Source organism: Azospirillum sp. UENF 312511, from assembly GCF_058780635.1.
The window spans coordinates 296,100-319,445 of record NZ_JBSNCG010000001.1 but is presented as its reverse complement, the minus strand read 5'-3'; the positions used below and the strand labels follow the sequence as shown (position 1 = coordinate 319,445).

Here is a 23,346-nt window from a genome sequence, read left to right as displayed (position 1 = left end):
CGCAAGCAAGAGGAGAGGCACCCATGAGCAAGCGACCCCTTCCCCTCGACCCCGCCGCCGCCCTGCCGGCGGACGAGGGCGCGCTCCTGGTCGGGCGCGCTTGGCGCCCCGGCACCGGCCCCTCGGTCATCGCCGTGCGCGGCCGGGACGTCTTCGACATCACCAGCCGCGAGGCGCCCACCGTGCGCGATCTGGTGGAGACCGGCGCCGCCGCAGCCATCGCCCGCGACCTGCCCGGCGAATGGATCGGCACCGCCGCCGCCATTCTCGCCAATTCCGACGAGGACCGGCGCGACCCGGAGCGGCCCTGGCTGCTGGCCCCCATCGACCTCCAGGCGGTGAAGGCGTCCGGCGTGACCTTCGTGGTCAGCCTGCTGGAGCGCGTCATCGAGGAGCAGGCGCGCGGCGCCCCGGAGAAGGCGCTGGCCATCCGTGCCGACATCGACGCGCTGATCGGGCGCGACCTGTCCAGCCTGAAGCCCGGCTCGCCGGAGGCCATGGAGGTCAAGAAGGCGCTGATCGCCCGCGGGGTGTGGTCGCAGTATCTGGAGGTCGGCATCGGCCCCGACGCCGAGATCTTCACCAAGGGCCAGCCGATGTCGGCGGTCGGCACCGGCGCCCACGTCGGCATCCCGCCCTATTCAGTGTGGAACAACCCGGAGCCGGAAATCGCCGTCCTGGCCTCCAGCCGCGGGGACATCGTCGGCGCCACGCTCGGCAACGACATGAACCTGCGCGACGTCGAGGGGCGCTCCGCCCTGCTGCTCGGCAAGGCCAAGGACAACAACGCCAGCGGCTCCATCGGCCCGTTCATCCGTCTGTTCGACGACCGCTTCACGCTCGACGGTGTGCGCAGCGCCGAGCTTGGGCTGGTGGTCGAGGGCAGCGACGGCTTCCGGCTGGAGGGCTCCAGCTCCATGTCGCAGATCAGCCGCGACCCGGTGGAACTGGTCGAGGCCACCATCGGCGAGAACCACCAGTATCCGGACGGCTTCGTCCTGCTGCTCGGCACCATGTTCGCGCCGGTCGAGGACCGCGACCGTCCGGGCGAGGGCTTCACCCACAAGCTGGACGACGTGGTGACCATCACCGCCCCGGCGCTGGGCAGCCTGACCAACCGGGTCCGCCATTGCGCCGACTGCGCGCCCTGGGACTTCGGCGCCGCCGCGCTGATGCGGAACCTCGCGGGCCGCGGCCTGCTCGGCTGATGCCGCACCAAGACCAAGAGCAGCGCGAACAAGAAAGGACCCGCCCGTGACCCTCACCGGCATGATGCTGATCGGCGCCGAGAGCCACCGCGGCCGCAACGGCGAGATCCACGCCATCGACCCGTCCACCGGGGCGGCGCTGGAGCCCGCCTTCGGCGGCGGCGGGGCGGCGGAGGTTGACCGCGCCTGCCAGCTCGCCTGGGACGCCTTCGACCGCTTCCGCGAAACCACGCCGGAGGACCGCGCCGTCTTCCTGGAGGCGGTCGCCCACAACATCCTCGACCTCGGCGACGCTCTCATCGTCCGCGCCATGGCCGAAAGCGGCCTGCCGCGCGCCCGGCTGGAGGGGGAACGGGGCCGCACCGTCGGCCAGCTCCGCCTGTTCGCCGCGGTGGTGCGGGAAGGAAGCTGGCTTGGCGCCCGCATCGACCCGGCCCTGCCGGAGCGGGCGCCGCTGCCCCGCCCCGACCTGCGCCAGCGCCGCATCCCGCTCGGCCCCGTGGCGGTGTTCGGCGCCAGCAACTTCCCGCTGGCCTTCTCGGTGGCCGGTGGCGACACCGCCTCGGCCTTCGCCGCCGGCTGCCCGGTGGTGGTCAAGGCCCACTCCGCCCATCCCGGCACGTCGGAACTGGTCGGCCGCGCCGTCCAGGCCGCCGTCGCCGAATGCGGGCTGCCGGAGGGCGTCTTCTCGCTGATCTTCGGCGCCGGCTCGTCGGTGGGCACGGCGCTGGTCGCCGACCCGCACATCAAGGCGGTGGGTTTCACCGGGTCGCGCCGCGGCGGCGTGGCGCTGATGGAGGTGGCGGCCAAGCGTCCGGAGCCGATCCCCGTCTACGCGGAGATGAGCAGCATCAACCCGGTCTTCCTGCTGCCCGCCGCGCTCGCCGCGCGGGCGGAGGCGCTGGGCAAGAGCTTCGTCGCCTCGCTGACGCTGGGCGCCGGGCAGTTCTGCACCAACCCCGGCATCCTGCTGGCGGTGGATGGGCCGGACCTCGACCGTTTCGTGGCGTCCGCCGTGGAGGCGCTGGGCGGCAGCGCGGCGCCGACCATGCTGACGCCGGGCATCCACGCCGCCTTCGACGCCGGGGTGGCCGCCCTGGCCGGCAACGCCCGCGTGGCGACGCTGGCCCGCGGGTTGGACGGCGACGGCCCCAACCGGTGCCGGGCGGCGCTGTTTGCCACGACCGCCGACGCCTTCCTCGACGATCCGGCCCTGCGCGAGGAGGTGTTCGGCGCCGCCTCCCTGCTCATCCGCTGCCCGGATCTGGAATCCTTGCGCGCGGTGGCGGAACGGCTGGACGGCCAGCTCACCGCGACCCTGCAAATGGACGCGGCGGACACCGGAGCGGCGGCGGTCCTGCTGCCGACGCTGGAGCGCAAGGCCGGCCGCATCCTGGCCAACGGCTGGCCGACAGGCGTCGAGGTCTGCCACGCCATGGTGCATGGCGGCCCCTTCCCGGCCACGTCGGACGGCCGCACCACCTCGGTCGGCACGGCGGCCATCGAGAGGTTCCTGCGGCCCGTCTGCTACCAGGACATCCCGGCCGACCTGCTGCCGCAAGCCCTGCGCGACGGCAATCCGCTGGGGCTGTGGCGCCGGGTCGACGGAGCGTTGGACCGGCACTGAACCCCGACCACCGGCCCGCATACTCTGGTATGGTTCCAGGATTGCGGGCCAAACCAACCAAAAAAGACAGTAAACGAACAAATTCAGAGGAGGACGCAGCATGAAGCCGTTTCTGAGCGCAATCACGGGCATCACCCCCCTTCTGGCCGGCGGGCTCGCCGCCGCCCTGGCGCTGGGCACCGCGTCGGTCGCCCTGGCCCAATCGTCGGGCAAGACGGTGGTGACCTTCGCTGCGTCCCACTTCGCCGAGGTCGGCCGCGGCGACCGGCTGAAGGCCTGGGTGGAAAAGTTCAACCAGTCCCAGCCCGACATCGAGGTGAAGCCGGTCACCATCCCCTTCTCCTCCTTCGCCACCACCATCTTCACGCAGATGGGCGGCAACGGCGGCCCCGACGTGATCCGCTTCGACCTGCCGGAGTTCTACGCCGCGGTGGCCGCCAAGTCGGTCCTGCCGATCGACGACATTGTGAAGGACGGCGCCCACAACTTCACCGCCGCCGACCAGTACATGAAGGTCGAGGGCAAGCGCTACGGCTTCGCCTTCGACACCGCCAACTACGCGATGGTCTACAACGCCGCGCTGCTGCCCAACGGCACGCCGCCCAAGACCTTCGAGGAGTTCGTGAAGCTCGGCAAGGAGGCGACGAAGGACGGCAACTACGGCTTCGCCTTCCGCGCCACGATGGCCGAGCGCGGCGGCGTCTGGTACGACCTGACCAACTTCGTCTACGGCTTCGGCGGGCGCTGGTCCAAGCCGGACGGCACGCCGACCTTCAACAGCCCGGAGGTCGTGGCGGGCGTCGCCGCTTACAAGACCGTCTATGACGCCGGCATGATCCCCAAGGGCACCGACGCCGCCACCTACCGGCGGATGTTCTGGGAAGGCAAGGTCGCCATGGAGATCGACAACGGCGGCGTCGCCACCATCCTGACCTCGCAGGGCAAGGCGCACCCCATCGCCGCCGCCCCGTCGCCCTTCCCGCACAAGGAACAGGGCATGATCCTGGCTCCGGTGACCATCAACGCCAACACCAAGGTGAAGGACGCCGCCGGCAAGTTCCTGCAATGGGCGCTCCAGCCCCAGCAGCAGCAGGAACTCCAGACCCTGCTCGGCGCCGCCAACGTCGCGACGACGGTGGAGCGCACGCCGGAGGAGCTTCAGGCCATGCCCTGGCTGAAGGTCTACGACGCGCAGACCCCGAACAGCGTGCCGGCCCTGCCGCAGGGGCTTGAGACCAAGGCGCCGGAGATCCAGCAGATCATCGTCCAGCAGCTCCTCAAGGTGCTCCAGGGCGGCGTCGCCCCGCAGACCGCCATGGACGAGGCGCAGCGCCTGATCACTGCCCGCGTGCTCGCCCAGAAGTAACGCCCGCACAATTCCAGGGCGATCGCATTCGTCCATCCTTTTAGCCCTCTCCCCCCTGGGGAGAGGGTGGCCCGAAGGGCCGGTGAGGGGGTTGCGCATAACCGTACGTTCGGCAAAAGCGCAACCCCCTTACCCCAACCCTCTCCCCAGAGGGGAGAGGGAATGTCGGATGCGATCGCCTTGGTCCCAACTCCGGATACCGCATCATGATGAGCAGGACCGTGAGCCAGCCCAGGGCCGCCGCGCGGCGCGCGCCGATCGACCATGGCCGCTGGGTTCCCGCGCTCTTCGTCGCCCCGGTGGCGCTCTACCTCCTGGTCTTCCAGGGCTACCCGCTGGTGCAGGAATTCCTGCTCAGCGTCACCTCCACCTCGCTGCTCTCGCCGGGCCAGCAGACCTACGTCGGGCTGGACAATTACCGCGAACTCGTCTTCGACCCGGAGTTCCATCAGGTCCTGCGCGTCACCGCGGTCTACACGCTGGTCTGCGTGGTCGCCTCCATCGGGCTCGGCCTGCTGGCGGCGCTGCTGCTCGACGGCACCTTCCGGGGGCGCGGCATCGCCCGCGCGCTGGTCACCATTCCGTGGGCCGCCCCGCCGGTCGCCGCGGCGCTGATCTTCGTGTGGATGTTCAACGCGCAGTACGGCCTGTTCAGCCACCTCGCCCAGTTCCTGGGCTTCGCCGAGGGTGGGGTGAACTGGCTGGACGAGCCGTCCTACGCCCTGCCCGCCATCCTGATCACCACGATCTGGCAGATCTTCCCCTTCTCCTCCGTCGTCATCCTGGCCGCCCTCCAGGGCGTGCCGTCGGAGCTGCGCGAGGCGGCGGTGATCGACGGGGCCGACCGGCTGAGCATCTTCCGCGCCGTCACCTGGCCAACCATCCGCCCGGCGGTGGCCCTGCTGACCCTGCTCATCACCGTGTGGTCGCTGCGCCGCTTCGACGTGATCTGGCTGATGACCCAGGGCGGCCCGCTGGGCGAGACCAACACGCTGGTCATCGACCTCTACCGCCGCGCCTTCGTCTATCTCGACCTCGGCCGGGCGGCGGCGGTGGGCATCATCGGGCTGGTCGTCGCGATCCTGGTGACGCTGGTCTATTTCTGGCTGTCGACGCGGGCGGAAAAGGCCGCCGGGAAACGGTGATCTCATGAAACACAATTCCACGGCCCGCACGCTCGCCGTCCTGGTCCTCCTCGGGGTGGCGGCCTTCCCGCTCTACTGGATGCTGGTGACCTCGCTCACCCCGTCGGAGCGGCTGTTCGACGACACGCCGAACCTGCTGCCGACGCTGTCGCAGATCGGCACCTACGCCGCCGCCTTCACCGAGACCTCGCTGCGCCAATGGCTGGTCAACAGCCTGATCGTCGCGGTCGGCACGACGGTGCTGAGCATCCTGCTGTCGGTGCTGCCGGCCTACGCTCTGTCGCGGCTGACCTTCAACGGCAAGCTGCTGCTCGGCTTCGCGCTGTTCATGACGCAGATGCTGCCGGAAGCGATGCTGGTGGTGCCGCTCTACGACATCTTCACCAAGCTGTCGCTGCTCAACACGCTGCTCGGCCTGATCCTGGCCAACACGGCCTTCACGGTGCCGGTGGTGACCTGGATCCTGAAGGGCGCCATCGACGGCGTGCCGTCGGAGATCGAGGAGGCCGCAAGGGTCGACGGCTGCTCCCGCCTCGGCATCGTGCTGGCGGTGGTGGTGCCGCTGATCGCGCCGACATTGGCCGCCGCGGCGGTGATCGCCTTCTTCCACGGCTGGAACGAGTATGTCTTCGCCCAGACCTTCATCAGCGACGACGCCCTGCGCACCGCCTCGGTCGGCCTCGCCAGCTTCGTGGGCGAGCTGAGCACGCCGGTGCACACGGTCATGGCGGTCGGCTTCATCTACACGCTGCCGGCGGTCGTCTTCTACCTGTTCGTCCAACGCTACGTGGTCGCCGGCATGACGACCGGCGGCGTCAAGGGCTGACCGTGGGCCGATCCCGCCCCCCTTGCACCGACACGCCCGAGAGATAAAAGGGAAAAGCCCATGGCTATCAAACTGCAGAACGTCACGAAGTCCTTCGGCTCCCTGACCGTGATCGACAACGTGAGCCTGGAGGCCGGCGACGACGAATTCCTGGTGCTGCTCGGCCCGTCGGGCTGCGGCAAGTCCACCATCCTGCGCATGATCGCGGGACTTGAGACGGTGAGCAGCGGCGAGATCCATCTCGGCGGCAAGCGGGTCGACGAACTGCCGCCCAGCGACCGCGACATGGCCTTCGTCTTCCAGTCCTACGCGCTCTACCCGCACATGACGGTGCGGCGGAACATCGCCTTCCCGCTGATCATGCGGCAGTTCCGCTGGTGGTTCCACATCCCGTTCATCGGCGACTACTTCAAGCGCCGCATCGAGAACTCGCCGGAGGTGCGCGAGCTGGTGGAGCGCACCGCCGACACGCTGGCGCTGACCAAGGTGCTGGACCGTCACCCGCGCACCCTGTCGGGCGGCCAGCGCCAGCGCGTCGCCTTGGGCCGCGCCATGGTGCGCGAGCCGTCGGCCTTCCTGATGGACGAGCCGCTGTCGAACCTCGACGCCAAGCTGCGCACCGCCATGCGGGCGGAGATCACCCAGCTCCACCAGCGGGTCGGCGGCAACTTCGTCTACGTCACCCACGACCAGATCGAGGCGATGACCATGGGCACCCGCATCGCGCTGATGCGCGACGGGCACCTCCAGCAGTACGGCACCCCGCGCGAGATCTACGAGAAGCCGGCCAACACCTACGTCGCCCGCTTCATCGGCACGCCGCCGATGAACCTGATCGACGCCGAGGTCGAGGGCATGACCGTGCGCATCGGCAACAGCGTCCTGCCGCTGCCGGACAAGGCGGAGCGCCCGGGCGGCACCAGCCGCATGAAGGTGTGGCTGGGCCTGCGCCCCGGCGCGCTCGCCGTCGTCCCGCCGGGCCAGGGCAAGAGCCTGCCGGGCACCGTCACCCTGGTCGAGCATGTGGGGGCGGAATCGCTGATCTCGGTGAAGCTGTCCGGAGTCCACACCGCCCACGACGACGACGGCGGCCTGACGGACGAGGTGATGGTCTCCGTCCCCGGCTACAGCGAGCTGCGCGTCGGCGAGGCGGTCGGCATCGACTGCCTGCTGAAGGACTTCTCCCTGTTCGAGAAGGACAGCGGCCTCCGCGTCGGCGGGCGGGCCGCGGAGGACTTCCTGGCCGGCGGGCGCGTCGGCACCATCCGGACGGCCTCCTGACGCGATCCGCACGGACGGCGCCGCCTCTGCATCCCCAGGTGGAATGACAAAGGCGGCGCCGTTCCTGAACACCACTTTTCAGAAAGGCGCCTTCCTCTCTTTTACAACCGAAGTCTCAAATGCATCAATAATCGACAATTTGCTTCTGCATGAGCCAAAATTCATGCAGTAACCATCCCCGCCCTGCGGGGATTTCGCTGTTGTGTGACCACCGATCCGAGAAGAATTAACTTCAGATTGGCCAAAAGACCGGCAGCGTTCAGAATTTCTTTAACAAATCACTTTGTTATTGGCCTTCCCGATACGCGACCGCCGCGATGGCGAGAGGGCCACTATGCCGGACACCCTGGACGCCACCGCCCCGCTCCTGACCATCCCCGATGCCCTGGCGTCCGAAGCGGCGGCGGTGCTGCTGGGTGGCGATCCCGGCGCGCTCAAAGCCGTGCAGGAGAAGCTGGCGGCGGCGCTGACCGGACAGGGCTTGCCGGAAGGCGCCGCGGGCAGCGTGGCGGACGGCTGGATGCGCGACGTCGCGGCGGGGGTCGGCGCCAGCGCCACGCCCGACGACGCCATTGCACAGGCGAGCCGGATCGCCGCCGGCACCGCAGCGCGCATGGCGCAAGCCGCCCAGGAAACCGCGGCTCTGACCGGGGAGCAGCGCTTGGCCGTCGCCCTGGCCCAGGGACAGGGAATCGGGCCGAGCAGCGCGAACGATTCCAAGACGGCGTCCGACCTGTCGGCGGCGCTGTTCAGCGGGGTGATGGACCCGGCGGCCCGCCCGGCGGGCGCCGCCGACCCGATCGCCGCCCTGTCGCAGGCTCTGACCGTTCCCCCCACCGCCCCGGCGATGCCGGACGCCGCTCCCGTCTCGCCGTCCGACAAGCTCGCCGCGGCGCTCGCCTCCGGCGTGGGGGTGCAGGACGCGGTGACGGCGCTCGGCCCTGCTGCGGGCGGTCACTTCGCCGAAGCGCTGGAACACGCCCTGTCCAGCGGCGCCGACGCCGCCGGCGCCATTGCCGAGGCTCAAGCGTTGAGCGCCGCCGGCACGGTCCAGACCAAGTCCGTCGCGGTCGAACAGACCGACGGCGCGCGCCTGCTCGGCGCGCTGGCCGCCGGAAAGACGGACGGTGCAAGCGGCGCTCTGGCCGGCAACCCCGCCTTCACCAGCGTCCTGAACGACGCGCTGGCACAGGGCGCGCAACCCGACGCGGCGCTCGGCGCCTCGGCACGGGCGCAGACGGACATGGCGGCCCGGCAGGAGGCCGCCGCCGTTCCGGCGAAGCCGGCGGACGCGCTGGTCGCCTCGCTGTCGTCCGGCCAGAACGTGGCGGCCACCGTCAAGACCTTCGCCGCCGCCGCCGGGCTCGACGGCGCGGCGGCCGGCGGCTTCGGCGAGGCGCTGGGGCGGGCCCTGTCCAGCGGTCAGGAAATGTCCGGCGCGCTGGGCTCGGCGCAGCAGACCGTGTCCACCGCGCTGGCCCTGTCCGCCGAAACCGCGAAGGGCGTCAAGAGCGACGGGCTGATCGCGGCGCTGGCCAGCGGGCAGAACGTCCAGCAGGCGGTGCAGGCGCTCGGCGGGTCCGGCGCCGCCTTCAACGCCGCGCTCGGGCAGGCGCTGGCGGATGGGCGTGCCCCCGGATCGGCGCTCGCCGCCGCCCGCCAGACGGCGGAGACGGTGCAGCAGAACGCCCAGGGCAGCGAAGTTCCCGTGTCCCCCGAAAACAAGGCGCTGGCCGATCTCGCCAACCCACCACCCGCGGGAGAGACGGCCAAGGACGGCGCCAAAGGAGACGGCGATAAGGGCGACGGGGAGAAGGGCGCCGAGCAGGTCGCCGAAGCCCCGGCCGAGGGCAAGGAGGGTGGCAAGGACGAGGGCGGCGAGAAGGACGGCGCCAAAGAGGAAGGCGCCAAGGAAGACGGGGCCAAGGAGGACGCGAAGGGCGAAGCCGCCGACAAGTCCGCCGACGCCTCCTCGGCGGAGGGCGAGGCGCCTCCGGCCGCCGCCAAATCCAGCATGGGAAGCGAACCCGCGCTGAAGCCGATCAGCTTCGACGCGGCCGGAACCGCCAAGAGCGCCGACACCGCCGCGCCGAGCGTCACCGCCCCCACGCCCACCACCAGCGCCCCCCCCGCCGCCCCGGTGGTCACCAAGGCGCTGACCAGCGACCCCTTCGCCGTCGCCGCGCAGATCCAACAGCAGGTGGCCCGCGCCATCGAGGCGGCCGCCGCCACCCTGCCCGCGACGGTGCCGCCGGTGGCGGCCCCCACCCTCTCGGCCGGCTTCGACGCGGCGGCCTTCGCGAAGGCCCTGGCGATCGCCGAGGGCACCGCGGCACCGGCCGGCTTCGCCGTCTTCCACCTGATCGAGGCGATGTTCCGGCCCGGCGAGGCCGGCAGCAGCGTGATCGGCGTCGCCGCGGTGGCGAACCCGGACTCCCCGTTCGGCGTCTGGCAGTACAGCCTGGACGGCAACCTGTGGCTGGCGGTGGGCACGGTCGGCGACGGCTCGGCGCTCGTGCTTCCGGACAGCGCCCTGCTGCGCTTCCTGCCGGCCGCCAACTGGAACGGCACCGCACCGTCGCTCGGGCTGCGGGGGGTGAACGGCGAATGGGCCGAAGGCTTCAGCGGCGCCGAGCACCGGCTGTTCACGCTGACCGGCGTCGGCGGCACCACCCCGCTGTCGGGGGACGTCGCCCCCTTGACGCTGGAGGTGACTCCGGTGAACGGCGCCCCGGTGGCGACCGGCGCACAAGCGGTCCTGACTCCCATCGCGGAAGACAGCGCCGATCCGGCGGGCGCCAGCGTCGCGTCGCTGTTCGGCGGACTGTTCTCCGACCCCACCGACGCCGTGTTCGGCTCCGCCGGCAACGGCTTCGCCGGTGTGGCGGTGGTCGGCAACGCAGCGACCGCCGCGCAGGGCGTCTGGCAATATTGGACCGGTTCCGCCTGGACCGCCGTGGGCGATGTCGCGGAGGGAACGGCGCTGATCCTCGCCGCCGACGCCAAGCTGCGCTTCCTGCCGGCGGCCAACTGGAACGGCACCACCCCGGCCCTGACCGTCCGGCTGATCGAGGACGGCGGCACGCCCGTCGTCACCGGCGGCCGCGTCGACCTGACGACCGGCGTCGGCGGCAGCACCGTCTACAGCGCCGGCACCATCGCGCTGACCGGGACCGTCACCCCGGTCAACGACGCGCCGGTCGCGACCGGAACGACGACGCTTCTGCCGGCGGTCGCCGAAGACGCCGCCGATCCGTCCGGCGCCACCGTCTCCACCTTGTTCGCCCACCTGTTCTCCGACCCGGCGGACACCGTGGCGGGCGGGTCCGCCGCGAACGGCTTCGCCGGCGTGGTGGTGATCGCCAACGGTGCGGACACCGCCCAGGGACAATGGCAATACTGGACCGGCACGGCCTGGACCGACGTGGGAACGGTGTCGAATGGCGACGCCCTGCTGCTGGCGGCCGACACCAAGCTGCGCTTCCTGCCCGCCGCCGATTGGAACGGCGTGCCACCCAGCCTGATGGTTCGCCTGATCGACGATTCGCAAGGCCCGGTCACCAGCGGCGGGCGGGCGGACGTGACGGACGCCGGCGGGGACAGCCGCTACAGCCTGGGCACCATCGCCCTCAACACAGCGGTCAGCGCGGTCAACGACGCTCCGGTGGCGACCAGCACGACGGCCACCCTGCCGACCATCGCCGAAGACACCGCCAACCCGGCGGGCGCCACGGTCTCCGCCCTGTTCGGTCACCTGTTCTCCGACGCCGCCGACGCGGTCAGCGATGGGTCCACCGCCAACGGCTTCGCCGGCGTGGTGGTGGTCGGCAACGCCGCCACCGTGGCGCAAGGAACGTGGCAGTACTGGACGGGCACCGCCTGGGCCGGCATCAGCGCGGCGAGCGAGGCCAACGGGCTGCTGCTGGCCGCCAATACGGCGCTGCGCTTCGTTCCCACCGCCAACTGGAACGGCACCACGCCCGCCCTGACGGTCCGGTTGGTCGAGGACGGCGGCGCACCGCTGGTCACCGGCAACCGCGTCGACCTGACCGGCGGCGTCGGCGGCAGCACCGTCTACAGCGCTGGGACCATCGCGCTGACCGGAACCGTCACCCCCGTCAACGACGCGCCGGTCGCCACCGGAACGACCGCCACCCTGCCGACGATCGCCGAGGACACCGTCAACCCGGCGGGCGCCACGGTCACCAGCCTGTTCGCCCACCTGTTCTCCGACGCGACGGACGCCGTAAGCGGCGGTTCCGCCGCCAATGGTTTCGCCGGGATCGCCATCGTCGGAAACGCGGCGACCACGCAAGGCGTCTGGCAGTACTGGACCGGCACGGGCTGGACCGCCGTAGGGGCGGCATCGGACGGCAACGCCCTGCTGCTGGCCGCCAACACGGCGTTGCGCTTCGTTCCCGCCGCCAACTGGAACGGCACCACCCCGGCTTTGACCGTCCGGCTGATCGACGACTCCCAAGGGGCCGTGACCAGCGGTGGGCGGGTCGCCCTGGCGAGTGTGGGCGGCGACAGCCGCTACAGCGCCGGCACCGTCGCCCTGACCACCTCGGTCACCCCCGTCAACGACGCCCCCGTGGCGACGGGCACGGCGGCCACGCTGCCAACCATCGCCGAGGACACCGCCAACCCCACGGGCACCACCGTCGCCAGCCTGTTCGGTTCCCTGTTCTCCGACGCCGCCGACGCGGTGAGCGGCGGGTCGGCGGCCGACACGCTGGCCGGCGTCGTGGTGATCGGCAATGCCGCCACCGTGGCGCAAGGGGCGTGGCAGTTCTGGACCGGGGCGGCCTGGGCCGACATCGGCGCGGTCAGCGGCGGCAACGGCCTGCTGCTGGCCGCCAACACGGCGCTGCGCTTCGTTCCCGCCGCCAACTGGAACGGCACCACCCCGGCCCTGACCGTCCGGCTGGTCGACACGTCGCAAGGCCCGATCGCCAGCGGCGCGCGGGTCGACGCGACGAGCGTCGGCGGCAGCACCGCCTACAGCGCCGGCACCATCGCGCTGACGGGCACCGTCATTCCGGTCAACGACGCCCCGGTGGCGACCGGCACGACGGCGACCCTGCCGACCATCGCCGAGGACACCGTCAATCCCACGGGCACCAGCGTCACCGCCCTGTTCGGCCACCTGTTCTCCGACCCGGCGGACGCCGTGGCGGGCGGCTCCTCCGCCAACGGCTTCGCCGGGGTTGCCATCGTCGGCAACGCGGCGACCGCCGGGCAGGGCGTCTGGCAGTACTGGTCGGGCTTCGCCTGGATCACCGTTGGCGCGGTGGCGGAAGGCTCGGCCCTGGTCGTCGCCGCCAGCGCAATGCTGCGCTTCCTTCCCGCCGCCGACTGGAACGGCACCACCCCGGCCCTGACCGTCCGGCTGATCGAGGACGGCGGCGCCCCCGTCGTCACCGGCGGCCGCGTGGACCTGACGGCCGGAGTCGGCGGCAGCACCGTCTACAGCGCCGACACCATCGCCCTGACCGGAACCGTCACTCCCGTCAACGACGCGCCGCAGATCACCGCCGGCACGACGGCGCTGGCGACGATGAAGGGCGTGGCGGTGGCGGTCACCGGCCTGTCGGTGTCCGACGTCGATGCCAGCGCGCTGCCGATGCTGGTCACGCTGACCGCCGGCCACGGCACGCTGACCCTGGCCAGCGCCGGGTGGGACGCCATCATCACCGGCAACGGAACGGACACTGTCACCATCCGCGCGACGCTCGCCACCATCAACGGGCTGCTCGGCGCCGCCAACGGGCTCCTCTACACGGCCAGTTCCTACACCGGGGCCGACGCCATCCGGATCGTCGTGAACGATCTCGGCAACGGCGGGGCCGGCGGGCCGCTGACCGCGACCGTCACCATCGGCGTCACCGTGGTGCCGCCGAACGCCTCCCCCGTCCTGATCGACACCAACCTCGACGTGGCCGTGGCGGCGGAGGCCCTGGCCGCCCCCACCGCGGGCACAGTCGGCTTCGCGGTGTCCAAGCTGGTCGGGCTGAACGGCAGCGGCCCCGGCAACGTCATCGACACGGACGCCGGGGCCGTCGTCGGCATCGCCCTGACCGGCACCAACGAGAGCTATGGCCGCTGGTGGTTCTCCACCGACAACGGTGCGACCTGGAGCCTCGTCGGCGCGGTCAACGACAGCGATTCCGCCCTTCTGCTGCGCGCCACCGACCGGCTCTACTTCCAGCCCAACGCCGCGGTGCCGGCCACCGTCAACGGCGCCCTGACCATCCGCGCCTGGGACCAGACCACCGGCAGCGCCGGCTCCAAGGTCGCCGTCACCATCGGCGACGGCAGCGCCTTCTCCACCGCGACGGACACCGTCACCCTGCATCCCGGCGTGCTGATCCCCAACGGCACCTTCGACAAGGGGCTGACCGGCTGGAGCTACACCGGCGGCGCCACGGTGGATGCGACGGGCGACGGGCATGAGGGCACCCTGACCTCCGCGGGCGGCCGGACGCCGACCCAGCTCGAGGACTTCCTCGGCCTTGCCCACGGCTCCATCGCCACGGCGACCGGGACCATTCCGTCCTTCGGCAACGCGATGAAGCTGGCCACCACCGTCACGGTGACGAAGGACACGACGCTGACCTTCGACTGGACCTTCATCTTCTCCGACCCCGGCTATCACGACTTCGCCTTCGTCAGCGTCAACGGCGTGGTCACGCTGCTCGCCAAGGACGCGAGCGCCAGCGGGAAATTCAGCGTCGTCATCCCGGCCAACACCACCCTGTCGCTGGGCTTCGGCACCTCCGACACCAGCGACAACAGCGTCAACCCGATCCTGCGCATCGACAACGTCAAGCTGACCACCGTCGCCAGCGACCCCATCGTGCTGGACATGGCCGGCGACGGGCTGGCGCTGCGGACGCTGACCGACGGCGTCCTGTTCGACGTCAGCGGCGACGGCGTGGCCGACCGGACCGGCTGGGTCGGCAAGGGCAACGCCCTGCTGGTGCGCGACGACAACCACAACGGGCAAATCGACGACGGGCGCGAACTGGTGTCGGAACATTTCGGAAAAGGCTTCAACAGCAGCCTGGAGGCGCTCGCCTCGCTCGACAGCAACCACGACGGGCGCATCGACGCCGCGGACCAGAGCTTCGCCACGCTCCAGGTCTGGCAGGACGCCAACGGCGACGGGGTGAGCCAGCCGGGCGAGCTGCGCACGCTGGCCGACGCCGGCATCCTGTCCATCGCCACCACGGCCACCCCGGCCGGCACGACGCTGGCCGGCAACCACATTCTCGGCACCACCAGCATGTCCATGGCGGACGGCAGCAGCCGCGTGGTAGCCGGCGTCGCCTTCGACGTGCAGGCCACCGTCGCGGCGCAGCTGCACAGCCAGCCGCTGGCCGCGTCGCCAGTGCCAGTGCCAGTGCCAGTGCCTCAGGCCGATCACGGACGCTTCGACTACGCAGCACTTCTCTCCTCCGGCCTGGGCCTGCCGGACACCGTTCCGGTTGTGCAAAACAGTCTTGATGCGCACAGCGGAGACTGGGCTATGGCGCTTCACACCGCGGACACACACCACGCCACAACCCATGCATCGACGATTGTGCCGGTCGCAGAAAATTCATGATCGACCGACAGAATTCGACGCATTTTTAGGTATTTGGATACTGTTTTGTCCTAAATGAGTATGAGAGTTCTCGACTAAGATCATCATCGCTGTAGGCCGAACGGCCTAAACATGCGGCGATCTCCAGGACCCTCATGCACAAGTTTTGTCTTATCGCCACGGTTGCGCTTCCGCTCCTGACCGGAGCGCCACAACCTTCGGTTGCGTCTCCGCGCGACGAGGTGGTGGCGCTGATCGGCAAGGCGACGGAGACCCACGACCGCCTGCGCGGGGCAGAGGCCGCCGCCGACGGGGCGCGCAACGCCCTGCGGGTCAGCCATGGCGGCTGGTTCCCGACGCTGAGCCTGTCGGCCAATGGTGGGCGCGAGAGCACGACCAAGCCGGCGGGCCTGCCCAACACGGACATGAACGCCTCGCAGTTTTCGGCGCGGGCGACGCAGCTGATCTGGGACTTCGACGCGACCAACGCCGACATCCGGCGCGCCCAGGTGACGCTGGTCCGCGCCGACATCGCGGTGGAGCGCACCCGGCAGGAGCTGCTGGTGGAGGGCCTCACCGCCTACGCCAGCCTCGTCCGTGCCCACCAGTTGCTCGCCTTCGCCCGCCAGTCCGAAGACAACATCCGCCGCCAGACCGGGCTTGAGGAGGTGCGGCTTCAGGAGGGCTTCGGCTTCTCCACCGACGTGCTTCAGGCCAAGAGCCAGCTGGCCGGCGCCCAGGCCCGCCGCGTCGCGGCGGAAGAGGCGACGCAGAACGCGCAGAGCCGCTTCCAGGCCTTCTTCGGCCATATCCCCTTCCAAGTCAGCAACGCCCAGGTCCTGGCGATGACGCGCGCCGGCCTGCCCGTCTCGATGGACGCGGCGGTGGAGGAGGCGCGCCGCCACAACCCGCGCCTTCAGGAATTGGCCCTGACCACCGCGGCGGCGCAGGAGGCGGTGACCTCGGTGCGCGGCCGCACCCTCTACCCGCGGATCGATGGCTTCGTGGAACACAACATCAAGCGCGACGTCGCCGGGCAGTCCGGGCGGCAGAACGAGCTGCTGTTCAAGCTCCAGGTCACCTTCTCGCTGAACACCGGCCTGACCGCGCTCAACAGCATCCGGCTGGCCGAGGCCGACCTGCGGGCTGCCGACGCCACCTGGGCCGACCAGGAGCGCACGGTGCTGGAAACCGTCCGCAACAGCTGGAACCGGCTGGAAAGCGCCCGCGCCCAGGTGCAGTTGCTGAACGATCAGGCGAGCCTCGCCGCCGGCTTCCTCGACGTGGCGCGGTCGGAGCGCGAGCTGGGCACGCGGTCGCTGATCGACATCCTGTCGGGGGAGACGACGCTGATCAACGCGCGCAGCGACGCCGCGGCCGCGGAGACGGAGCTGGTGCTGGCCGGCTACCGGCTGCTCGCCGCCATGGGCCGGCTGAACGCCACCGACATCCAGACCAAGCCGATGCCGAAGCTGACCGCGCCGGGCCGCGGCGCTTTCCGCGATCAGGGCCGGCGCGGCACGGGAGACCAGCGATGAGCGGTGGCGCCATCGGTCTGCTGGTGCTTCGGCTGCGCGCCAACCTGCGGCTGACCGCCCGCGTCTTCGCGGCGTCGCTGGCGGCGAACCTGCTGGGGCTGGCCTCCTCCTTCTACACGATGCTGGTGCTGAACCGCTACGTGACGCACGGCGTCGACTCCACGCTGGCGGCGCTGACCGTCGGCGTCGTGCTGTCCATCGCCTTCGAGCATCTGTTCCGCCACGTCCGGCTGGGCATCGCCGGGCGCATCGGGCGGGCCGAGCACGAGCGTCTGACCACCGGGGCTTTCGGCATCCTGATGACCGCGCGCAGCGGCGCCGGATCGGTGGAGGGCGACGCGGCCCGGCGCGAGGCGCTGCGGGCGCCGGAGCAGATCGACTCCGCGCTCGGTTCCGCCAATCTGGCGACGCTGTTCGACCTGCCCTTCGCGCTCGGCTTCATCCTCGTGGTGGCGCTGATCTCCTGGCCGCTGGCGGCGATCTGCCTCGTCTTCACGCTGCTGGCCATCGCCGCCGGGCTGCTCGCCCAGGCGGACATGCGCGCGGTCGGGCGCGACCTCGCCCAGGCCGGCGCCGACGCCCAGGGGCTGGTCACCACCGCCATCGTCGGGCGCGACGCGGTCGCCCTGTTCGGCGGCGCCAAGCCGCTCCTCGGCGACTGGCAGCGCGCGGCCAAGGCCCTGCGCGTGGTCCGCGAGCGCATGTCGATGCGCCAGGGCCGCGCCCAGTCGGCGGCGCAGAGCCTCCAGGCGCTCCAGGGCGTGGCGGTGATCGCCACCGGCGCCGTTCTGGTGGTGCGCGGTGAGCTGGACGTCGGGTCGCTGATCGGCATCAACCTGCTGGTCGGCCGCGCGCTGGCCCCCTTCACCCGGCTGGCCCAGATCGGCGAGTCCCTGGCGATGGCCCGGCAGGCGCAGGCGCGGCTGGAGCAGTTCGCCCGCACCGCGGTCGAGCCGACCGGCGGCACCAGCCTGCCCCGCTACGCCGGCACGCTGGAGCTGCGCGACCTGACCTTCACCCCGCCGGGCGGCGTCACGCCGCTGCTGCGCCGCCTCAGCCTGTCGGTGCCCGCCGGCAACATCCTGGTGCTGAAGGGCCGCAACGGCTCGGGCAAATCGACGCTGATCCGCCTGATCGCCGGACTGGCCGATCCGCAGGAGGGCGCGGTGCTGGCCGACGGGGTGGATATCCGCAAGTTCGCCCCCTCCTGGTGGCGCCAGCAGATCGGGCTGCTGCCGCAGGAGCCGGTGTTCCTCAACCGGACGATCCGCGAGAACCTGCTGCTCGCCAACCCGCGCCTGTCGGAGACGGAGCTTCACGCCGTCCTGCACCGCGCCGGGGCCGACCGCACGGTGGCCGACTGCGCCCAGGGCCTCGACACGCCGCTGCGCAACTTCGGCCACGAGCTGCCGACCGGCCATCGCCGCCGGCTGGCGCTGGCCCGCGCCCTGGCGGTCGGCGGCCGGCTGATCCTGCTCGACGAGCCGACCGACGGGCTGGACTCGGAAGGCACCGCCACCGTCTACCGCACGCTGATCGAGCTGGCACGGAGCGGCCACACGGTGATCATCGCGTCCCACGACCCGCGCATCCTCCAGGGCGCCTCGCTGGTGCTCGACCTCGACCAACCGCCCAATGGACTGTCGACCGGCGCGGCTGTCGTCCGCGAGCCGGCGGGGCTGGTGACGCCATGAAGCCGCTTCCCCTGCTGACCCGCAAGCCCGCCACCGCCACCGCGCCCGTGCCGCCCGCGATTCCGACCGGCATCCCAGCCGCCCTCCCGGCCGCCCTGCTGGGAACACAGGCCGCGGACACGGAAAGCCGCTTCGGCGACGGCCTGTTCGCGGTCAGCATCGCCGCTTTCCTCGCCGCACTCGGCTGGGCGGCCATCGCCGAGCTGAACGTCTCCAGCAGCGCCCCCGGCGACGTGGTGCCGCTGTCCTACAACCAGTCGGTCCAGCATTTCGAAGGCGGCATCGTCCGCGACATCCTGGTGCAGGAAGGCGATTCGGTCACCGCCGGCCAAGCGCTGATCGAGCTGGACCAGACCAAGATCCGCGCCGACCTGGAGGAGCTGAAGCTGCGCCTCGGCTCGCTGTCCGCCGACACCGCGCGGCTGGAGGCGGAGGTCGGGCGCCGCGAGGCCATCGACTTCCCTGAGCGGCTGCTGCGCGAGCGGCCCGATCTGGTGGCGCAGACCCGCGACCTGTTCCGCGCCCGCCGCGACCGGCTGGCCTCCGACCTCGACATCCAGCGCCAGGACATCGCCCAGCGCGAGCAGCAGGTGGCCGCCGTGCGGGCACGCATCGGCGGCTCCCAGGTGGCTCAAGGGTTGATCCGCGAGCAGCTCTCCATCAGCGAGACCCTGCTGAAGCGCGAGATCACCAACCGCATGAAGCATCTGGAGCTGCTGCGCGACGACGCCCGCGTCAGCAGCGCCATCGCCGAGGACCGCGCCACGCTGGCCCAGGCCGAGGCGGCGCTGGCCGAGGCGCGCAGCAAGCTGGTGTGGATCGGCCGCAAGTACGAGGAAGAGAGCCGCAATGCCCTCGACGAGGCCCGCCGCAACCACGACGAGCTGTCGCAGCGCCTGACCCGCTACCAGGACAGCCTGGACCGCAGCAGCCTGCGCGCCCCCATGGACGGCATCGTCAAGACGCTGGCCGTCTCCACCAAGGGCGCCGTGGTCAAGGCCGGCGAGACGGTGGTGGAGCTGGTGCCGCGCGACGGCAAGCTGGTGGTGGACGCCCGCCTGCCGGTGCAGGACATCGGCTATGTCCGCCCCGACCAGCCGGTGGTGGTGACGCTGGCCGGCGGCGACGCCTCGCGCTTCGGCCACATCGAGGGGCGGGTGCGGACGATCAGCCCGGACACGCTGCTCGACGCCAACAAGCAGTCCTACTACAAGGTCCGCGTCGAGCTGCCGGTGACCCGTTTCGACTACGGCGGCAAGACCTACGAGCTGTTCCCCGGCGTGCGCGTGACCTGCAGCATCCTGACCGGGCGGCGCACCATCCTCGACTATGTGTTCTCGCCGGTCCTCAACGGCCTCCAGCACGCGATGCAGGAGCAATGAGGATGGCCGGACTGATTGCCGCTTTCCCTCTCCCCTCTGGGGAGAGGGTCAGGGTGAGGGGGTTGCGCGTGACGATACGTCCGGCAAAAGCGCAACCCCCTCACCGGCCCTCCGGGCCACCCTCTCCCCAGAGGGGAGAGGGTTACATCCCCCTCGCCCTGCTCCACCCCGTCACGGACCGCCCGAGGCCCACCCCATGCTGAGCTCGCTCCAGCCCCGCTCCCGGCCGCCGCTGCGCTGGTCGCACCTGACCAAGAAGGCGCGCTTCGCGCTGATCCTGGCGGCGGCGATGCTCGTCACCGTGCTGGTCTCCCTGGTTGTCCGCGCCGGCTTCCTCGGCGACAGCGCGCGCGAGCCGTTGACCGTCGCCGTCGTCGGACCGCTCAGCGGGCCGGACGCGGCGCTGGGGCTGGCCCTGCGCAAGGGGGCGGCGCTGCGCGCCGACACCATCAACGCGGCGGGCGGCATCGCCGGCCGTCCCGTGGTGGTCAAGCCCTTCGACGACGAGGGCGACAAGGGCAAGTCGCTGGAGATCGCCCGGCGCGTCTCCAACGATCCCTCCGTCCTCGCGGTGATCGGCCACACGCCGGACGCCACCGACAGCGCGACGGCAATCTACGCCCAGAGGCAAATCCCGCTGATCGCGCCGCGCCCGCTGGTCCGCCCGGCCGACGCCGCGCCCAGCCCCTGGTTGTTCAGCATCACGCTGGACCGCACGCACGAGACGCGCTTCCTCGCCAACTACGTGCGCAACGTGGTCGGCGAGCCGACCGTCGCCATCGTCCGCGAGGACAGCGAGCAAGCGGCATCGCAGGCCGGGCAGTTCGACGCGATCCTCCAGCGCTTCGGCACCAAGCTGGTCGGCCAGTGGACTTTCGCGCCGGGCCGCAACGGTGCGTCCGCCCTGCCGGCGCTGGCCCAGGCGGTCAAGGAGAAGATGCCGACCGGCGCCGTCGTCGTCATCGGCTCGGCGGTGGACAGCGCGCGGGTGGTGGTGGCGCTGCGCGACGCCGGGGTGCGCAACCTGATCGCCGGCAGCTCGGAGATGGCCTCGTCGGCCTTCCGCACCGAGATCGTCGCCCAGGCGCAGGCCAACCCCAAGGCGCTGACCCCGGAAGCCTACGGCCACGGCCTGCTGGTGTCCTCGCCCGTGCTGTTCGACACGGCGAACGAGCGGGCGCAGCGCTTCTACGGCCAGTATGTGAAGCGCTTCAACGCGGTGCCCGACTGGGCGGCGGCGCTGGGCGCCGATGGCGTGGACCTCATCGCCGGAGCCATCGCCAAAACGAACACCGCCACCGGTAAGCCGGACGGCGAGGCGCTGCGCCGCGCCATCGCCGACCACGACCGCGCCGAAACCGCCTTCCAGGGCACGGTCGGCACCTGGACCTTCGACAACCGCGGCCAAGCGACCCTGCCGGTGATGATGGCCTCCTACAACGGCCTGAACCCGGTGGCGGCGCTGACCCAGCTCCAGCCGATCCGCGAGGCCGGAGTCTCCAACTTCCTGGAGGAGGTCACCAAGGGCCGGGCGCTCTACGTCAACGACCGCTTCATGTACAAGACGGACGTCATCTACACCGGCGTCCAGCTCCATGAAATCCGCGACCTGAACCCGGACGCCAACGAGGCGACGCTGAACCTGACGATCTGGTTCCGCTACCGCGGCGCCTTCAACCCGGCGGACGTCGTCTTCACCAACGCGGTCAAGCCGGTCGAGCTGGGCAAGCCCTACCGCGAGGAGCGCGGCGAGGTCACCACCTACGTCGCCTACCGGATCGAGGGGCGCTTCGCCCTGAACGTCTTTGACCAGCGCCCGCCCTACGGCAGCCAGACGGTCGGCGTCAGCTTCCGCCACCGGACGCAGAACCGGAACACGGTGATGTTCGTCACCGACGTGCTCGGCATGTCGCTGGTCGACACCAACGACTTCGTGGAGAAGCTGAAGGCGATGGCCGCGGCGGAGACCGCGTCCGCCGCCGATCCCGGCCTCGCCGACCGCTTCCGCCGCGCGCTGGAGGGCGAGAGCGAAAGCTCCACCCTGCTCGACCAGCTCCGCGCCAAGCGGGTGCTGGCGCCGTCGCCCGGCTGGCGCCTGTCGCGCGCCTGGATCTCGCAGGACGTCGCCTCGGTCGGCAGCGAGGGCGATCCCAACTACGTCGGTTTCGGGCGCCCGCAGCCGGACTTCTCGCGCGTCGATTTCGGCGTGGTCGCCGCACCGGACTCCCCGGCGGCGCGCGACTTCATCCATCGCGACTTCTTCGTCTACATCGCCATCTTCAGCGCCGTGCTGGCGGTCTTCGCCGCCTTCATGGACCGCCGCGACCGCGGCCAGTTCTGGAAGATCCAGACGCTGTTCATGCGCATCCTGTCCTGGCCGCTGCTGCTGATGTCCGCCGGCAACATCGTGCTGGATCAGGCGGTGGCGACGCTGCCACCGAGCGGGATCGCCATGGTGGTGAACGGCGTCAACGTGCTGTGGTGGATCGTCCCGGCCATCCTGGTCGACCGCACGCTGGAGCGCTTCGTCTGGACCCCGCTGGAGATCCGCACCCAGCGCAAGATCCCCGGCATCGTCCGCCGCTTCTCCACCCTGATCGTCTTCGGCTTCGCCGGCTGCGGCATCATCGCCTTCGTCCTGAAGCAGCCGATCACCAGCCTGCTCGCCGCCTCGGGCCTCGTCGGCATGGTCATCGGCCTCGCCATCCAGGCCAACATCGCCAACGTCTTCTCCGGCATCGTCCTGAACATCGAGCGGCCGTTCCAGATCGGCGACAGCATCCAGATCACCGATCTGGTGCGCGGCGTCGTGGTCGACATGACGTGGCGCACGGTGCGCATCCGCAACGTCGCCGGCTTCATCGTCGCCATGCCCAACGCCAAGGTGTCCGAGGCGACGGTCATCAATTTCAGCGCGGTCGACCGGGTGTCGATGAAGCTGGAATATTACGCCGACGCCCGCCACGACCCCGGCCAGATGGGCGGCCTGCTGACCACCGCCCTGCAGAACGCCGACAAGGTGATGCCCAGCGCCACCGGCGGCCCGCCCTTCGTCCGCTACGACGGCATCCGCGGCGTCAACGGCCAGTGGCTGTGCAAATACAACCTGTTCTTCTGGGTCGAGGATTACGACGCCAGCTTCGTCGTTCCGGAGCTGGTCTGGCGGTCCGTCTACCGCACGCTGGCCGAGGCCGGCATCGAGCCGACCCCGCCCGACCTGATGGAGGCCGCCGGCCCCGCAGCGGTCGCCACCAACGCCCAGCGCCGGGCGATTCCGGCATGAGCAGGCCAGGCATGAGCAGGAAGACCCCGATGATGCGAACCCTGATCGCCGCGACGGCGCTGCTGCCGGTCGTGCTCGCCGGGACGGGCTGCGCGCCGCTCGGCAGCGAGCGTCCCGGCGCGATCCTGGAGAAGGTGGCCGACGGCGACTACGACGTCGGCATCCGCTACCCCGCCAAGCGCGCCCGCTACGTGATGATCGTCGAGGAGGATGAGGACGGCTTCGTCGTGACCAACCGTCCGGCCGCGGGCCGCGAGGTGGACACCGCCCCGGCCCCGGTGGTGGCGCAGCCGCAGCGCAACGACCGCGTGCTCGCCCCCTGCGCCGAGGCGACCGGCAACTGGTACCGCCACACCCCGGCGGGCTACGTCTGTGCCGGCCAGTCGGCGCCCGGCGGCGGTGGCTGAC

General features: G+C 71.0%; 12 protein-coding genes. All 12 read left to right on the top strand.

Features of this window, described 5'->3' with window-relative positions:
• Positions 1-23: 23 nt before the first annotated feature.
• The 12 genes from ACWPN7_RS01460 (at position 24) to ACWPN7_RS01405 (ending at position 23,345) form a co-directional block, all read left to right on the top strand.
• Positions 24-1,208, top strand: coding sequence for a fumarylacetoacetate hydrolase family protein (locus ACWPN7_RS01460; RefSeq protein WP_459197768.1), 1,185 nt, complete (start codon positions 24-26; stop codon positions 1,206-1,208).
• A 46-nt stretch (positions 1,209-1,254) separates the two neighbouring features.
• Positions 1,255-2,835 carry an aldehyde dehydrogenase (NADP(+)) gene (locus tag ACWPN7_RS01455; protein ID WP_459197767.1) on the top strand — a complete coding sequence of 527 codons (1,581 nt, stop codon included), beginning with the start codon at positions 1,255-1,257 and terminating at the stop codon, positions 2,833-2,835.
• 100 nt (positions 2,836-2,935) lie between these two features.
• Positions 2,936-4,201 carry an ABC transporter substrate-binding protein gene (locus ACWPN7_RS01450; RefSeq protein WP_051658308.1) on the top strand — a complete coding sequence of 422 codons (1,266 nt, stop codon included), beginning with the start codon at positions 2,936-2,938 and terminating at the stop codon, positions 4,199-4,201.
• A 206-nt stretch (positions 4,202-4,407) separates the two neighbouring features.
• On the top strand, positions 4,408-5,346 hold the full coding sequence (locus tag ACWPN7_RS01445; protein WP_459197766.1) for a carbohydrate ABC transporter permease: 939 nt from the start codon (positions 4,408-4,410) through the stop codon (positions 5,344-5,346).
• A 4-nt stretch (positions 5,347-5,350) separates the two neighbouring features.
• Positions 5,351-6,172 (top strand): carbohydrate ABC transporter permease, encoded by an 822-nt coding sequence (locus ACWPN7_RS01440; RefSeq protein WP_035677626.1) that lies wholly within the window; start codon positions 5,351-5,353, stop codon positions 6,170-6,172.
• Between the two features lie 60 nt (positions 6,173-6,232).
• Positions 6,233-7,453, top strand: a complete 1,221-nt coding sequence (locus ACWPN7_RS01435; RefSeq protein WP_459197765.1) for an ABC transporter ATP-binding protein — start codon at positions 6,233-6,235, stop codon at positions 7,451-7,453.
• Positions 7,454-7,787: 334 nt separating this feature from the next.
• Positions 7,788-15,062 carry an SPM autocatalytic domain-containing protein gene (locus ACWPN7_RS01430; RefSeq protein WP_492273093.1) on the top strand — a complete coding sequence of 2,425 codons (7,275 nt, stop codon included), beginning with the start codon at positions 7,788-7,790 and terminating at the stop codon, positions 15,060-15,062.
• Positions 15,063-15,286: 224 nt separating this feature from the next.
• Positions 15,287-16,579 carry a TolC family protein gene (locus ACWPN7_RS01425; protein ID WP_247881670.1) on the top strand — a complete coding sequence of 431 codons (1,293 nt, stop codon included), beginning with the start codon at positions 15,287-15,289 and terminating at the stop codon, positions 16,577-16,579.
• Positions 16,576-18,273 carry an ATP-binding cassette domain-containing protein gene (locus ACWPN7_RS01420; protein ID WP_040134652.1) on the top strand — a complete coding sequence of 566 codons (1,698 nt, stop codon included), beginning with the start codon at positions 16,576-16,578 and terminating at the stop codon, positions 18,271-18,273. The genes ACWPN7_RS01425 and ACWPN7_RS01420 overlap by 4 nt, the downstream gene beginning before the upstream one ends.
• Positions 18,270-19,655, top strand: coding sequence for an HlyD family type I secretion periplasmic adaptor subunit (locus ACWPN7_RS01415; protein WP_051658310.1), 1,386 nt, complete (start codon positions 18,270-18,272; stop codon positions 19,653-19,655). Before ACWPN7_RS01420 ends, ACWPN7_RS01415 begins: the two co-directional genes overlap by 4 nt.
• A 196-nt stretch (positions 19,656-19,851) precedes the next feature.
• Positions 19,852-22,938 carry an ABC transporter substrate-binding protein gene (locus ACWPN7_RS01410; protein WP_456522962.1) on the top strand — a complete coding sequence of 1,029 codons (3,087 nt, stop codon included), beginning with the start codon at positions 19,852-19,854 and terminating at the stop codon, positions 22,936-22,938.
• A gap of 11 nt (positions 22,939-22,949) precedes the next feature.
• Positions 22,950-23,345: a hypothetical protein gene (locus tag ACWPN7_RS01405; protein ID WP_451994678.1), complete on the top strand. Its 396-nt coding sequence runs from the start codon at positions 22,950-22,952 to the stop codon at positions 23,343-23,345.
• Position 23,346 lies beyond the last annotated feature (1 nt).